Below are 16,475 nucleotides of genomic sequence, written 5' to 3' on the forward strand. Positions count from 1 at the left end.
ATGTCAGTTACTATAGCTAAAAAAATGTGTATGATCGGAGATTTTGGCGTGGGCAAAACCAGCCTGATCCGCCGTTTTGTCGATCGGCAATTCAGCGACCAGTACCTCTCCACTGTAGGAGTAAAAATTTCCAGCAAAATCGTAGAATTAGAAGGGGTAAAGCAGCGGGAAAACGTGACGGCAAAGTTGCTGATTTGGGATTTAGAAGGGCATACAAAATTCAAAGGAATAGCACCGACTTACTTGCAGGGAGCTAGTGGTGTTTTAATCGTTGCCGATGTCAGCCGATCCGAAACTGTTGAGCGAATCTCCGAACACATTCAGCTTTTTTCTTCAGTCAATCCTAAAGGATCGATAATCGTCGCTTTAAACAAAGTAGACTTGATTGACGAGGAAAAATTGGCGCTGCTAGTGGAAATATCCCATTCGATATGTCAAGACAAAGTAATAGCAGTTTACACGACATCTGCTAAAACAGGCAAAGACGTTGACGAAATTTTCTATAAATTAGCTTACACAATGGTAGAACAATTATGAATCCACTGTTAAGAAAGCTGTTAGGCCCGCGACAAACACAGTATTTTATAGTCAATCACCATTTTATCATTCAGGCAATCTCTGCCGAAGTGCAGCATTATGCCGATATTCCAGGCGATGCTATACCCGGTGCAGATGCTCGCCTGAGTTTTCCCGAACTGATTGGCATTGAAAATATCCTCATGTCTATCATTATGGGACGGCTGCCGGGTTTTGAAGTCAAAGGTATCGCTCGGTTTACCGACCCGAACCGCCCTTTATACTTTGATATGTTGGCTATCAAATATGAAGAAGAACAAGAAGATGTGCCAAGTAAATTGCTAATTTTGATTGAAGATACCACCGAAAAGATGGTGATGAAGCAATCGTTGATTCAGAGGGCGAATGAAGCTAATCTTTTGGTTAGTGCCTTAGCCGCTTCTAAAGACTATATAGATAAAGTTATTCGGTCGATGGGCGATGCTTTGTTGGTGACAACAACATTAGGAACTATCAAAACAATCAATCAATCGGCACAATGGTTATTTGGGTATACCGAAGCAGAATTGATTGGCCAACCCCTGTCTTTAATATTAATCGAAGACACATTAATTTACCAAGCTCGCCACCGCTATATTTTGTCTCAGAAAGAGCTGCGTAGAGAACTAGAAATAGTCTGCACTACTAAAGCAGGAGAAGAAATTTGGGTAGAATTTTCCTGTTCAGCAATTCAGACCGAACTAGAGGGACTTTACGATTTCATTTATATAGGCAGGGACATCACAGAACGCAAACAACAAGAAATAGAAATTCGCGGCTCTTTGGCAAAAGAGCAAGAACTCAGACAGGTAAAATCTCGTTTTTTCTCGATGATTGCTCACGAATTTGGCAATCCTCTAAGTACAGTATTATTTGCTACTAAAATTCTCCAAGACTACGGCGACGAAATCACCCACGCCGAAAAACAAAAATACCTGCAACACGTTAAATCAGCATCTCAACAAATGGCTCAGCTATTAGATGACGTGCGGTTGCTCAGCAGCGCCGAAGCCGGAAAACTCGAATTCTATCCCGCACCAGTTGACTTAAAAAACTTTTGCAGTGAGTTAGTAGAATCAATTAAAATTAGTTATGGAAAAAATCATACAATTAACTTTACTTATCAAGAATTAGTTACGCCAGCGCAAAAAAATGATAACGAGTCGCAGGAAACGCAACAGTTGCCCGCACTAGATACAAAATTGCTGCGGCACATCTTGACAAATTTGCTGTCAAATGCTGTCAAATATTCGCCCCTCGACAGCCATATTTATTTTGAATTAACTTGTCAGAATAATAAAGAAGCTACATTTAAAATTAAAGATACAGGCCTGGGTATTCCTCTCGAAGACCAAGAACAACTCTTTGAATCTTATTATCGAGCCAAAAATGTCGGAAAAATACCCGGTACAGGACTGGGTTTATCCATAGTCAAGCAGTGTGTAGATTTGCACGGAGGTCAAATCGAATTTTCCAGCGAAATAGGGTTAGGCACTACATTTTTAGTTAGAATTCCATTTGATAAAAAGAGATAAATAGATTGATTTTAGATAATTCCATCCTCATGGTGCCTTCAATAGTAAAAATCTCACATGAAAACCTTGTCAAAAAAACTGTTAGTTCCCCACCACTTGGAGTACCTAGCACTTGATAAAAACTTTTTAATCCAAGAAATCTCTCTGAAAGTTCAGCGATTTGCCGACTCTCCCAAAGAAGTAGTCGCCGGCAACGATGTTCGCATTCCCTTTCCAGAATTAGTGGGAACTGAAGAAATTTTCATCGATATTTTTGAAAAACGGTTGCCAAATTTTGAATTGAAAGCAATCACGCGGCTATTAGGAAACGGTTCGCGGCTTTATTTTGATATGTATATGGTCGAGTTCACCAATGACGAGAATTATCAGAGATTAATTATATTTTTTGAGGACGTAACCGATAGGATGGCTTTAGAACAAACTCTAGTGCAAGCTACCAATGAAATGGATATTTTATTGAGTACCTTAGCGGCTACTAATAATTATGTTGAAAAAATTATTACTTCAATGGCGGAAATTTTGTTGGTAACAACAGCATCGGGAAAGATTAAAAAAGTCAATCAAGCCGCTCAAGATTTGTTCGGTTACAGCGAATCAGAATTAGTAGGCCAGCAAATAGACTCTCTTGCTGCTTTTGGCTCCTCTTTGCAAGCAGTCAGCCAAGAGGAGACTCAACAATTACAAACTAATGCCGAAGTAATTTGCACAGCAAAAACCGGAGAAAAGCTAACAGTTTCGTTTTCCTGTACGGCGATTTCGGCTGACATTAAAGCTATTTCTGGATCGGGACCCGCCCTTCAAGATTTCGTTTACATCGGCCGCGATGTCACAGATAGACAGCGGGCCCGCAAGCGACAAATAACTCAGTACGTCACCACTCGCATCCTGTCGGCATCCGAAACAATAAAAAAAGCTATAGCAGCAATTCTCCCCGTAATTTGCGACAGCTTGGGATGGGATACCGTCGAACTTTGGATGCCAGAATCTGGGGAAAAACTTCTTTCAGAAACTAAGAGAATAACTGGGGTGTCCGACTCCAATTTGCTTCGGTGCGTCGCCAGTTGGACAAAACGCTCAGTCTCTATACCCAAATTTGTCGAATTTACCGAACAAATGACTTGTGCGTTTGGCGAAGGATTACCCGGTTTCGTTTGGGCCCGCGGTTCCTCTCAGTGGATTGCCGATGTCACAAAAAGCGATAGTTGTATACGCCGCGAAATCGCTGCTGAAGAAGGACTGCACGGAGCTTTTGGTTTTCCAATTTTGGGCGACTACGATCCTGAAAATTCTGCAAAGTCTGTATTGGGCGTGATGATTTTATTCAGCCGCGAAGTGCAGTATTTTGATGAAGAATTACTCCAGATAATGGCAACCATCGGCAGTCAAATCGGTCAATTTATCAAGCGAAAACAAGCGGAACTAGCTTTGCGGGAAAGCGAAGAACAACTGCGAGACTTATTTGAAAATGCTACTGACTTAATTCAAAGTATTGGAGCCGACGGTCATTTTTTGTATGTAAATCGGGCTTGGCGGGAAACTTTGGGCTACACCGAAGCAGAAATTGCTCAAATGACTGTTTTTGATATCATTCATCCGAACAGTTCCCCAGAGTCTCTGGATATATTGTATCAAGCTATTTCCAAAAAAACGGTAAATGAAAATACATTGTATCCCGAGTCGATCGAACTAACATTTATTACTAAATATCATGAAAATATTTTGCTTGAAGGCAGTATAAGCTGTAAATTTGCGGCAGGTTCGCTAGTAGCTATTCGCGCTATTTTGCGAGACATTACTGCTAGAAAAAGGGCAGAGGAGGCCCTAGCAAAATCTGTGTCCCTGCTGCTAGCAACTTTTGATTCTACTGCCGACGGTATTTTAGCAATTGACAGGAACGGAAAAATTGTCACTTTCAATCGACAATTTGTGGAAATGTGGGGCATACCTAATGAAGTGATGGCACTGCGAGACGACGCCATAACGATCGCCTTTGTCCTCAAGCAACTCAAAGACCCCCAAGCATTTCAACAGAGAATACAATCACTTTACGAGCAGCCAGAAGCCGAAAGTTACGACTTGTTGGAATTTCAAGATGGCAGATTTTTTGAACGCTATTCGCAACCGCAGCGACTGGGAGATACAATTATCGGGAGAGTCTGGAGTTACCACGACATTACGGAACGCAAGCAAGCAGAAGATGCCTTGTGGGAAGAACAAGAAAAATCCGAAAAACTGCTGTTAAATATCTTGCCCAAGGCAATAGCAGAACGCCTCAAGCAAAACGAAACTACTATTGCCGAATACTTTCCGGAAGTGACTGTTTTGTTCGCCGACATTGTGGGGTTTACTGCTTTGTCTGCTGTCATGAATCCGATCGAACTTGTGGATATCCTAAATAAGATTTTCTCAGGATTCGATCTTTTGTGCGAACGGCACGGTTTAGAGAAAATTAAGACCATCGGCGACGCATACATGGCAGTAGGAGGACTGCCTGAACCCAGTGTAGACCACGCAGATGCGATCGCCCAAATCGCCCTAGATATGCAAGCAGAAATAGCCAGATTTAATGCTACAAATAATAAATATTTTAGCATCCGCATCGGCATTCACAGCGGCCCGGTTGTTGCGGGAGTAATTGGTATAAAGAAGTTTATTTATGATTTATGGGGCGACACGGTAAATATTGCTTCCCGCATGGAATCTCAGGGTTTGCCTTGGCGGATTCAAGTGAGCGAAACTACTTATAAACTGTTGGAAAATAAATATTTGTTTCAGGAACGAGGAATGATTGAAGTTAAAGGCAAAGGAGGAATGAAAACTTATATTCTTCTTGGTCGAAAACCAGCCAGCTCATCAGCCATCAGTCATCTGGCTGATGACTAAAAGTGTTGCTAAAGTTAATTAACAATTCTTTTTCACCAAGACTAATGCAACTTGCTAATTTGTCGGCCAATTTACGATCGCCCGACGAAGCTGTCGATCGCCACCCGGCCACGGTTGGGTCCTCAACTTCGCTCGCAGAGGCGATCGCCCTGATGCGTCGGACAAGCAACCCTTGCCCACTGCCTCATTCACCTGCATTTCCCGACTCAAACGAAACTGTAAAAGCATTTATTAGTTGCGTCTTAGTTGTCGATGAAAATCAGCTAGTCGGACTGCTAAGCCCGGAAGATGTGCTGAACTTAGCCGCGGCCGAATACGGATGGCCAGGCATGAAAGTTGCCGACGCAATGACGCGGAATTTAATTGTCTTACAAGAATCAGAATTTACAGATCTTATTACTGCATTTAAGCTATTTTGTCAATACTCGATCGACTGCTTGCCAATTGTAGATGAGCGGGGTCAGCCAGTAGGTATAGTCAGTGAAAAAAGGATTCGCCCAGCAATGTATAGCTGGATCGAGGCACTGAATCAAGAAGTGGCAAAACTCCAGGAACAATGCGAACTGTTAGAAGGCAATTGTGAACTAGAAAAAGTCAGCGATCGCCAAAAAGCCGAAAATGCCATGCGGCAGAGCGAGGCGCGCTACCTGGCGATTGTGGAAGACCAAACCGAACTCATTTGCCGCTACCTCCCAGACGGTAAAATAACTTTTGTCAATCAAGCTTACTGCCGTTATTTCGGCCTGCAGGCGTTCGACTTACTCGGCAAATGCTTCCTGTCCCTGCTGCCAGAAGCAGACCGAGAAATTTTTCAACAGCAATATACTTTTGTGTCTCCCGACAACCCTATTTTTACCTGCGAGCACCAAGTAATTTTGCCGAGCGGGGAAATTCGCTGGCAGCAGTGGATCGATCGGGCGATATTCGACGAGAGCGGACAAATCGTCGAGTATCAAGCTGCAGGCCGGGATGTCACGGATCGCAAACAAGCAGAAATCGCTTTGCAGCAGCTCAATGCAGAGTTAGAACGGAGAGTGCAGCAGCGGACACAATGGTACGAAATGGCAGTATCTGCAGGCAAAGTGGGGGTTTGGGACTGGAATTTGGAAACCGACGAAATCTATATTGCTCCGTCTTTGAAAGCTTTGTTGGGGTATCAGGACGCAGAGATTCCTAACCGCATGGAAAATTGGGCGTCTCACGTTCATCCCGACGATCGAGTTGCAGTCGAGGAAGCAGTAAATGCTTATCTAAAGGGTGTGACAGAAATTTATGAAGTAGAACACCGGATGCTGCGTAAAGACGGCAGCACCTGCTGGATACTTGCCCGCGGCAGCGCGATCCGATCGGCTTCTGGCAAGGCCTTGCGCCTGACTGGCACTGACACCGACATTACCGAGCGCAAATTGACCGAAGAAAAACTCCAAAAATCCGAAGCCGAACTGCTGGCGCTGTTTAACGCCATGACGGATATCGTGCTGGTTTTCGACGCAAGCGGCCGCTACCTCAAAATCGCCCCCACGGCTCCCGAACTGCTGTACAAACCCGCTTCTGAAGTGCTGGGCAAAACCCTTGCCGAAATATTCCCAGAAGCGGAAGCTAATTTTGCCCTGACTCACATTCGCCAAACATTGGCATCTGGGCAAACCCACAGAGTTGAGTACAGCATGGAAATTGGCTGCAAATTATTCTGGTTTGATGCCAGTATTTCGCCACTGGAGCTCGATCGGGTGATGTGGGTCGCCCGAGACATTACCGCTCGCAAACAGGCAGAAGCTGCACTGCAAAAGAGCGAGGAAAAGTTTCGCAACTTATTTGACGATGCTCCGATCGCGCTTGGTTTGGCAAGCCTGCGCGACTTCCGCACGATCAAAGTAAATGAAGCTCACCGCCAGATGTTGGGCTACAGCGATTCGGAGTTGGCTACCATGACTTTTACTGAACTCACGCATCCCGAAGATTTACAAGCAGATGTAGAGGAAGTCAAGCAGTTGGTCGAGGGCAAGATTGCTCGCTTCCAAAGGGAAAAACGCTTGATTAAGAAGAATGGCGAGCTGATGTGGGCAAACTTGACGGTGACGCTGATCCGCGACCGCGAGGGCATTCCTCTCTACAGCATGGGGGCGATCGAAGATATCAGTTATCGTAAGCGGGCAGAAATGGAATTTCAGCAGTTAAAAGAACGCCTGCAATTTTTGCTGGGTTCTAATCCTGCGGTAATTTTTACAGCCGCACCGATGGGGGACTTTTGTACTACTTACATCAGCGACAACGTTCAGACAATCTTTGGCTACAACCCCCAAGAATTGTTAGCAGATTGTAAATTTTGGTCTAGCAGGATTCACCCTGAAGATCGGCCACAATTTTTAGTAAACTTTTCGGATTTGTCCGAGGAAAAAAATTGCATTTCCGAGTATCGTTTTCTACACCAAGACGGAATTTACCGCTGGCTAAGGACGGAACTAAAACTATTGGTTGACAGCACGGGAATTCCGATCGAAATTATTGGTTACGCCGCTGATATCAGCAATTCTAAATACGCCGAACTCGCTAGGGGGCAGCAGTTCGAGCAAGAACGGCTTGTGGAGGCGATCGCCCGCCGTGTCCGCCAGTCTTTGCAATTAGAGGAAATTCTCAACACCACGGTTGCGGAACTCCAGCAAGTATTATTAGCCGATCGAGTTTTGGTTTATCAACTTTTACCCACAAGCGGCGGGCGAGTAATTGCTGAAGCCGTGGCAGAAGGATGCAGCAAACTCGTAGATAGATGTTTTGGCGAAGAGGTTTTTCCGCCTGACAGTTATCAGCTTTATTTGCAAGGGCGAATTTGTGCAATTTCCGAATTAGATTCTCCTAGCATTACACCTTGTGTGATGGAGTTTATGAAACAGATTCAAGTTAGGGCAAAGTTAGTAGTGCCGATTATTCAGCACAGCCAACTTTGGGGATTGCTGATTGCCCACCAATGCGATGGCCCTCGTGATTGGAAAGAATGGGAAATCAATTTATTTCAGCAGTTGGTGAATCAATTGGCGCTCGCCATTCAGCAATCTCTACTTTACCAGCAACTGCAAGCAGAACTGAGCGATCGCAAACAAGCAGAAGCAAATTTGAAAAACTCCCTCAGAGAAAAAGAAATTTTGCTCAAAGAAATTCACCACCGCGTCAAAAACAACCTCTGCGTAGTTGCCAGTCTGTTAGAATTGCAATCAAACACAGTTGCCGACCCGCAAGTAAGCAAAATGTTTGAAGAAAGTCAGAATCGCCTTTATTCTATGGCTCTGATTCACGAAAAACTGTACCGTTCGACTAACCTAGCGCAAATTAATTTTGGTGAATATCTTGAAGATTTGGTAAGTAATTTGTTTCACTCTTACAACATTAGCAACAACCAAATTCAGTTGCAGGTATTAGCTGAACCAATTTCCCTAAATCTTGAAACCGCTACTCCCTGCGGTTTAATTGCCAATGAGTTGGTTTCAAATACCCTGAAACACGCTTTTCCTGATGGCACAACTGGTACAGTTAGTGTAGAATGTTATCAAACGGGTGATCAAGAAATCAACCTCTTAGTTAAGGACAACGGCATTGGCTTTCCTCAAAACTTAGATTTTCGGAAAACTCAGTCGATGGGGTTTCAAGTTGTCTGCACTTTAACCGAGCAGTTGGAAGGAACCATCGAAATATCCAGAGAATTTGGTACATCATTTCACTTAAAATTTAACGAGTTAAACTACTTTCAAAGATTGTAATAATATGAGTTTTGCCGAAAAAACAATTACTATTTTGATTGTCGAAGACGAACTGTTAATTGCTAAGAATTTATCCCCAAAATTAGAAAAATTGGGATATCAAATCGCCGATATAGTTTCTTCAGGAGCGGATGCCATCCAGCGCGCCCGCGAACTAAGACCTGATTTAATTTTAATGGATATAGTTATCAAAGGCGACATTGACGGCATAGAAACAGCAGCAATAATTAATCAAGAACTAGATATACCAATTATCTATACAACTGCCTATGCTGACGACGAAACTTTGCAGCGAGCCGAAAATACTGGTTCTTACGGCTACCTCCTCAAACCTTTTAAAGAAAGAGAAATGCACGCTACTATCAAGATAGCACTCAGCAAACATCAAGAAGCAGTCAGTCTGAAAAAAATAATGGCATTAGCCGCCGAAAAAAGCGAAAATAGATCGCGCTTTATTTCAATGGCTTACCACGATTTAAACACTCCTTTAACTACCATACAGTTATCGGCTGAAATGCTAGAAGATAGCCACTTGGAGAGAACCCCCGGAACTAGCAATAAAAATGTCGATCGGATTAAAAAAGCCGTCAGTAATATGAGTGGGTTGCTGGAAGATATTTTAATGCTTAGCAAAGCAGAATCAGGCAAAATTTCCTTAAATTTAAATCCGATCAATGCGACGGATTTATGCAATTCTATTTTAGAAGAACTGCAACCTATCGTCACCGACAAACACCTAGTATATTTCCGCAGTCACACAAACCCGCTGCACGCCAATCTCGATGCTAAACTACTGCACCACCTTCTGACTAATCTGCTTTCAAACGCCATTAAATATTCTCCCAACGGTGGCAAGATCAGTTTAGACTTAAGCTGCGAAAACGAACAAATAATTTTGTGCGTTCGAGATGAGGGAATTGGAATGACACCCGAATATCAAGGAAAACTATTTCAGCAGTTTGAACGGGGTGCTAATGTAGGCAAGATTAAAGGATCGGGTTTGGGACTTTGCATTGTCAAACACATAGTTGACCTGCACGGCGGTACAATAAGTGTGGAAAGTGCGATCGACAAAGGTACTACATTTATTGTCGCGCTGCCTTTTTTAGTCAGTAGTCATTAGTCATCTATCCTTCTTCCTTCTTCCTTCTTCCTTCTGCGATAAATCTATTGGGAGACAAAAGCGCGATCGCCCTATCTTCTTCTCCCCCCGCCGCATTCGCAAATCGCTCAGCCAAAGCAGGTACAATCACCAAAGGATTGCTGAGACCGGAAAAAACGTGCAATCCAGAGCGATCAGCAATCGGCCCCACTACAGGCAAATTATCAGCGCTAAATGCCACACTACACTCGTGCCAAGTTGCCGGTAAACCTGCCAAATCGGGCAAAACCTTGCTGATTCCTGCACGAATTGCCGTTTCGCTGGTTTCGCGATCGACTTTAGCATTCAAATCGCTCAAAGTGCGCGACAATTGCCCGATCCGCAAACTCCCATCCTTAAACCCAATTGCACCCGCATCTAAAATCGGCGGCTGTAACTCTTTACCCGGTTCATCCCAAAGAAAATCCACCTCAATTCTACTCGATTCAGCTTCCAATTCAAAACGTTTTAATACCGCAGGCATCACCAAAGTCCTGAGTTTCAAATCCACAGGTGCAGTTTCCAAAATCTCCGTGCGAGTAAAATAAACTCCCACAGAAACACCAGCCACCTTCAGCAAACTCCGACTCCAACCTCCAGCACAAACCACAGCATTTTCACCGCGATAAATTCCCTGCGCCGTCTTGACTCCCGAAATCCGGTTTCCCTCTTCTATAAACCCAATTACTTCAGCAAATTCTATAGTTCCTCCCAACCGGAGAAACCCTTGACAATAAGCTTTATTTGTGGCAGTCGGCGAAATGTGACCGTGGCGCACAGTCAGAGCTCCGGTGATCGCACTTTTATTCAGCAAAGGTTCCAACTCGCCAGCTTCTGCAACACTCAAAAGCTGCGGAACAATCGCAAAATGCGCGTAATTAGCCGCCACTTTTTCGGCATCATTGCCCGCATCAATTGTCAGCAACAAATCCAACTCGCGAAACTCAGTATCAGCATCTAATTCCGCCGATAAATTGCGGTGGCGTTCGATACCTTCTTGACACAATTGGCGAGTTAAATCAGTCGTCCCCGACCAATAAGCCAAGCCACCATAACTAAAACGAGTAGCATTTTGCATGGCAGCATCTCGTTCCAAAAGCAGCACAGCAAAACCTTTTTTTGCCAGTTCGTAACTCAGTGATGCACCAGTAATGCCACCGCCGACAACAATCCAATCGTAACTTTTCATGGGCAACTCAAAGGGAAGGAAAATATCATGCTTAGATTTTAGCTTAGGTTTTTTTCCGAACCAGCCGAAAAACCTCTACCTACAGGAAGAGGCTGCCTGCGATCGGCATAACTGAAACTTCCACCCGTCGGGAGATGTTTGCGTAGAGATATTTTTCGTTCAATAGTAGGAATTAGAGTCAGCAAAAAATTAGAAATACCAGAGAGGTTTTTATGAGTATCGACAAACCAGGCAAAGATATGGAACGCACTGTCAATCCGGGCGATCGCATTTCCGACGAACCGCAAAGCATCGAAGAAAAAGCCCAGCAACTGGCGGTAGACCACGTGCCAGACATCACGGGCGATGTTGTTACAGTTCCAACTTATGTGATCGTAGAAGAACCCGATGGGGAAAAGAAAGCTTTGCACCACGTCAAAGACGCCGACGAAATTTCTGACGTAATTCGGCAGGCCCGCGTTGACGAAAATGGCGAGCGGATTTGGGATTAAGTTCAATCCAATAAAAACGGCTTTGTTGTACAAAATTAATCGCTAGAAATCATGGAAACAAATCAAAGAAATAGTACCCCCTATCCGAATATTCCGCCGATTCTAGAAAGTGACGACAGAGAGTATCGCGACGCCGGCATTACGAGTACGCTTTCAGTTGCAGGCCATCCCATCCACCCCATCATCGTCATCTTTCCGGTCGCCTTTTTAGTAGGAGCCGCGGGCACGGACATCGGTTATTGGCTCACAAGCGATCCGTTTTGGGCGAGAGCTTCGGTTTGGCTGATGGGTGTCGGTTTTGCAGCGGGGATTTTGGCAGCAATCACGGGCTTTTTAGATTTTTTCAAAGTTAAAAGAGTGCGCGAGCGCAGTGCTGGCTGGTTGCACATGGGCGGTAATGTGGCGGTTATGGTACTTACCCTGATTAACCTGGTGTTGCGACAAGGTAATCCGGCTGAGCCGATCGTATATACAGGTTTAGCAATATCGATCGTCGTGGCAACCTTGCTGGGCATTACAGGCTGGTTCGGCGGCGAACTAAGTTTTCGCCACAAAATCGGCGTCATTGGCCCTACAAGTCATAATTCCTAGGTTCCTGAGCATTTGTAGTAGGGACTTTCGTCCCTATTCATTTGACACTTTAGGACTAAAGTCTTGACTACAAACTTAAAGATTTTCCCAGCCAATTGAGATAAGCATCACTGCCAGCGATAATAGGAATAGCAATAATTTCGGGAACTTCATAGGAATGGAGTTCCTGAACTTTTGTTTTTAAAGCCTCAAATCTAGCCATATCAGTTTTAATCACCAACTGCCACTCTGACCCGGCATGAATCTCGCCTTGCCAAGTATAAATAGAGCGAATTGGCGACAAACTCACACAAGCAGCCAGCTTGTGTTCAACTAAATTTTTAGCGAGATTCTCCGCCTCCGCCTCCGATGCAGCAGTTACCAGCACCACCCCAAAATTAACAGTCATAGCGATTTTAGATTTGAGATTAAAGAATTGATTTCAACAGAAAACCTTGAGCGTAATTCTTTGTAGCTACAGAGCAATGCCCTTTCCGGCGAGGATATCTACCACTTTTAATAATTCTAGTTACCGGATTTAATCGATCGTGTCGCATCTAAATTTTACAGTCAAGTTGGAGGAAATTATTGGGGGGAGTAGGGGTTGGGCGGGATGCCCGCTCAAAAATCCACTTCAGATACGCAATTACCAATTCCCCACTTCCAACTTCCCCCTTTCCCATTAACCATTTTTAATTTCCGTAACTTCCCAAGAATTGACTTTGCCAGCCCCAGCTAAAGCAAAATAGCGCCTAGTAGATTCCGGCAAAATAGCTCCCGCCAACAAAGCATTATCTAAATTAGCTCCTATTAACGTCGCCTCGCTCAAATCTGCAGCCATCAAATCAGCTTGACACAACTTTGCCCAATTCAGATTTGCCCCTCTCAAACAACTTCCCCTCAACTTAGCGCCGGTTAAGTTTGCACCCGCCAACTTCACCCCACGCAACTGAGCCGCGCTGAAATTCGCCCCCACCAAATTCGAGCCTTCCAAATTAGCTCCCATGAGTTTAGCTTCGCTCACGTTAATGCCGCTTAAATCTACACCGCAGAGATTCACCCCTGTCAACTGCGCTCGCCGCAGACTGACTCCGGTTAATTGAACTCCAAAAAGTTTTGCACTATTGAGCCTTGCACCGTAAAGGTTGGCCCAGTTAAAATTAGCTGCCGTCAGATTCGCGCCCAGCAAGTTAACTAATTGCAAGTCGGCGCTGCACAAATTGGCATTCCACAACACAGCGCCCCGCAGGTTTGCGCTAGTTAAAGTTGCGCCGCTTAACCTTACTCTGGGCAATTTTGCTTTTACCAAAAAAGCTCCACTCAAATTAGCTTTTGTCAAATCTGCACCCGAAAGTTGGGTTTCGCCCATTTTGGCAAAAGTCAGATTTGTTCTTTGCATCTGTGCATCGTTGAGTGTTGCTTTGGTGAGAAACGCCCTGCTGAGGTTCGCCCCGGAAAGATTAGCTCGCGAAAGGTTGACTCCGATTAAGATTGCTCCGCTGAGGTTTTTCCCGCTGAGATCGGCTCCAGTAAAGTCTCTTTGTCCTTTTTCGTAATTGTTGAGCAGTTCACTAACTTCCATAGGGCATCATACCTTCTATGATTGGGGGTTTCGATCCAGAAATCTTTACTGTTAAGGTTGTTTCAGAAAGGAAACTGTTTCAGAAAGGAAACTGTTTTAGCGTTTGCCTCAAACGGTATAAATTTCATTAACATCACTTTCTGTTTAAAGGCAATCTCTTAATAAAGATTTTATATCTTCCACGGGGTAGCGATCGCGCTTTCGGTATTTTTGAATTAAAAGTTAATGTTTTGTGACATAGATAGTCCTTGCTTAAGGATCGACCGTAATTCGCAACTTCAGGCGCAGCGTGCCCTTGAACCCTGCAGGAGGTTGCCAGGAACTCAGGGCTCTCTTGAGAGTCTCTACGGCGTCTGTTGCTTGCAGCGTTGAGGTTTTAGTGTCGATCGCCACTAGGGCAACACGGCCGTCTTGTACCGATAACTCCCACACCATTTCACCGCTAACCCCCGCCGGGAGATTAACCGATTGCAGGTATTGAGTCAAAGCGGCGATCGCCCCGGCATCCAACCCTTCGGCGCTAACTACTTGAAGGCGAGAAGTCAAAGGCTTCGGGGCTGGCAACTCACCGTAAGTTCGCTGCCGCGGCATAGCAGGAGTTGGACTCACGGGTGCCGAGTGGCGATTCGAGGTAATGCTGGGAGAGCCGCCTCTAGTTGGCTCAGCCGCCTCGGACTCGAAAATACCCTCATAGCTGACACCCTGCGGTAATTCCACAGGCACTTGCACGCGGCGACGAGTTCCATCTGGTTCGACTCGCACTTCTTCGCTCACAGCCACAAAAGCCGTGTATTCCGACAGCAAGCGATAAGTCAGAGCAGTATTAGTCACAGCTTCCACCAGAGATTTAGTCTCTCCAGCAAACATTTGATTCATTAAATCTTTAATGCGCGATCGCCCCCAAAGTTGAGCTACCGCCGGATTGCCAAAATCCGTAGCGCCTGCTGCGACTGAAGTTGACTCCCGCTGCCGCCCGCCGGATTTAGCAAAATTAACAGGTAAAACTTGCTCGTAAGCTTTGCCACCTGCAAGAGTGCCGCGGATGCGAAGTTGGCCGGGGGCTCGATCGGTCTTTTTGCCAAACAAAACCAGCGGCCCACTAGCAAACAAGTCTGGGGGTGCGATCGGATAAATCTGCGGTTTTTCCCCCATTCCTTCCCAACTAATTTGAATATTAGTCAATACCGGACTATTAATTTCACGAAAAAACTTTTCTGCCGCTTCTGCCGACGGTTCATCATGACGAATTACCTGAGAAGTGCCTCTTCCCACTTCCGCCAAACGGTTAATCAAAAACCGATTCACTGAACCGCCGACACCAAAACTATAAAGTCGATTTCCCGGTTTCAGACTCCGCTGAACCAGAGCCAGCACTTCATTTTCATTACCAATGTAACCGTCAGTAATTAGTACAATACTCCGCAGCCTTCCCGTTGCCGCCGCCGGAAAATTCATAACTGTTTGAATGCCGTTAAGCAGTTCAGTACCGCCGTTTGCCTGCAATTTTTCGATATAATTAATTGCTTTTTGTCGATTTTCTGGAGTATTTGCTAAAGGAGTTGTTGAAAGCGCTTGCGCAGTGTTGGCAAAATCAATAATAGTAAAAGTATCGTTAGGATTCAGCCCTTGAATGAAGCGGCGCATCAACTCCTTAGATTTTGCCAGCGGTTCGCCCTGCTGAGAACCGGAAGTATCCATCAGAAACACGACATCTTTAGGTACAATTTCATTAGTTTTGTAGTTTAATGCCGGAATCAAATAAGTAGCAAAATGACCGCCCCGCTTGTCTGATTGAGTCAAAATAGTTGCCCGAGTATTTTCGCCCGCGACTCCATAGCGCAGAATTAAATCTTTATTGGGAATTGTGTCAGAATTGGCTAATTGGACTTGTACAATATTGCCGCTGCGGTCAGTTGTAATTTGATGGGAAGTAGAGCGGACATCGCCGATCGCAACTCCAGCATCTATTTCAACCGAAACAGCGATATTGTGACCCGATCGCCTTCCGGGAGGCAAGACAGGCGGGTTAATGCGATCGGCACCAGAACTATAGCCCCCCCTTGCTAAGGGGGGGTTGGGGGGGATCGTATTTCCCGAAATATAGCGCGGCCCTACCACCATTGGAAACACAAATTCGTAATCGCCGCCAGCAAACTTGAGACTTTCGGTGTAGCGAATCGTAACTTCAATTTTTTCTCCCGGTTTGATATTAGCGAGAGACTGAGTAAAAATATTGTCGCGTTCTTGTTCCAACAAACCAGCAGTCCGGCCTTGCTTTCTGGCTTGTTCGTAAATTTCCAAAGCTTCCTCGCGCAGTTTTATATCAGCTTTAATAATTCGTGAGCCTATTTTAATTTCCATATCGTCCACTGCCGCTTCGTCGGGCAAAGGAAATATATAAACAGCTTCTATAGATTCGGGAAAAGGATTTTCAAACTTCTGAACAACTTCGACGCGGGAGATATTGCCAGCAATTTTGGCTTTAACTTCAGTCTGCTTGAGAGGAAAGACTTGTTCTTGAGTCGTATTGGGAGTTTTGACGAACAAACCGCCTACTCGACAGCTAGTTTCGGGCGATCGCGCCCCATTGCAATTAACATCGTTACTAGCGAGGATTTTCGGCGACACAGACGAATAATTTTCCCCAGGAGCTTTTGCCCGCGCCCCATTTGGAGCGAGCCACGCGCCACACTCGATCGCAGCGAGCAATGCCATACCAGTAGAAAGCAACCGTTGAGGGGATAGAACGCAGACAAACTTCATAGCTGTTTTTTTTA

The 16,475-nt window shown here is 45.0% G+C and carries 11 protein-coding genes; 7 read left to right on the top strand and 4 right to left on the bottom strand.

The features are described from left to right. Genes QUA23_RS08735 through QUA23_RS08755 form a run of 5 tightly spaced genes read left to right on the top strand, consistent with a single transcriptional unit; the run spans window position 1 to window position 9,848 of the window. On the top strand, window positions 1-537 hold the full coding sequence (locus QUA23_RS08735; protein WP_333073903.1) for a Rab family GTPase: 537 nt from the start codon (window positions 1-3) through the stop codon (window positions 535-537). Further along, complete coding sequence (locus tag QUA23_RS08740; RefSeq protein WP_333073905.1) at window positions 534-2,090, top strand: PAS domain-containing sensor histidine kinase; 1,557 nt, start codon at window positions 534-536, stop codon at window positions 2,088-2,090. Before QUA23_RS08735 ends, QUA23_RS08740 begins: the two co-directional genes overlap by 4 nt. Before the next feature lie 57 nt (window positions 2,091-2,147). After that, window positions 2,148-4,973, top strand: a complete 2,826-nt coding sequence (locus QUA23_RS08745) for an adenylate/guanylate cyclase domain-containing protein (RefSeq protein WP_333073907.1) — start codon at window positions 2,148-2,150, stop codon at window positions 4,971-4,973. Window positions 4,974-5,017: 44 nt separating this feature from the next. Then, complete coding sequence (locus QUA23_RS08750) at window positions 5,018-8,725, top strand: PAS domain S-box protein (protein ID WP_333073909.1); 3,708 nt, start codon at window positions 5,018-5,020, stop codon at window positions 8,723-8,725. Window positions 8,726-8,729: 4 nt separating this feature from the next. Continuing rightward, entirely contained in the window at window positions 8,730-9,848 is a 1,119-nt protein-coding gene (locus QUA23_RS08755) for an ATP-binding protein (protein WP_333073910.1), read from the top strand. Window positions 9,849-9,852: 4 nt separating this feature from the next. Here the strand turns inward: QUA23_RS08755 and QUA23_RS08760 are convergent, their stop codons facing one another. After that, the gene (locus tag QUA23_RS08760) at window positions 9,853-11,055 is read right to left on the bottom strand and encodes an FAD-binding oxidoreductase (RefSeq protein WP_333073912.1); all 1,203 of its coding nucleotides are present in this window, start codon (window positions 11,053-11,055) and stop codon (window positions 9,853-9,855) included. A gap of 212 nt (window positions 11,056-11,267) precedes the next feature. Between QUA23_RS08760 and QUA23_RS08765 the strand changes: the two genes are divergently transcribed. Next, entirely contained in the window at window positions 11,268-11,546 is a 279-nt protein-coding gene (locus tag QUA23_RS08765; protein ID WP_333070811.1) for a hypothetical protein, read from the top strand. 51 nt (window positions 11,547-11,597) lie between these two features. Then, window positions 11,598-12,137, top strand: coding sequence for a DUF2231 domain-containing protein (locus QUA23_RS08770; RefSeq protein WP_333070813.1), 540 nt, complete (start codon window positions 11,598-11,600; stop codon window positions 12,135-12,137). Between the two features lie 67 nt (window positions 12,138-12,204). Here QUA23_RS08770 and cutA read toward each other — a convergent pair whose 3' ends face one another. The 3 genes from cutA to QUA23_RS08785 all read right to left on the bottom strand — a co-directional run bounded on the left by cutA (window position 12,205) and on the right by QUA23_RS08785 (window position 16,461). Continuing rightward, complete coding sequence (gene cutA, locus QUA23_RS08775) at window positions 12,205-12,525, bottom strand: divalent-cation tolerance protein CutA (RefSeq protein WP_333073913.1); 321 nt, start codon at window positions 12,523-12,525, stop codon at window positions 12,205-12,207. Between the two features lie 273 nt (window positions 12,526-12,798). Next, the gene (locus tag QUA23_RS08780; RefSeq protein WP_333073914.1) at window positions 12,799-13,698 is read right to left on the bottom strand and encodes a pentapeptide repeat-containing protein; all 900 of its coding nucleotides are present in this window, start codon (window positions 13,696-13,698) and stop codon (window positions 12,799-12,801) included. 252 nt (window positions 13,699-13,950) lie between these two features. Continuing rightward, window positions 13,951-16,461: a VIT domain-containing protein gene (locus QUA23_RS08785; protein WP_333073915.1), complete on the bottom strand. Its 2,511-nt coding sequence runs from the start codon at window positions 16,459-16,461 to the stop codon at window positions 13,951-13,953. Window positions 16,462-16,475: the final 14 nt, after the last annotated feature.

The organism is Microcoleus sp. Pol1C5 (genome assembly GCF_036701115.1).
Classification (GTDB): Bacteria; Cyanobacteriota; Cyanobacteriia; order Cyanobacteriales; family Microcoleaceae; genus Microcoleus.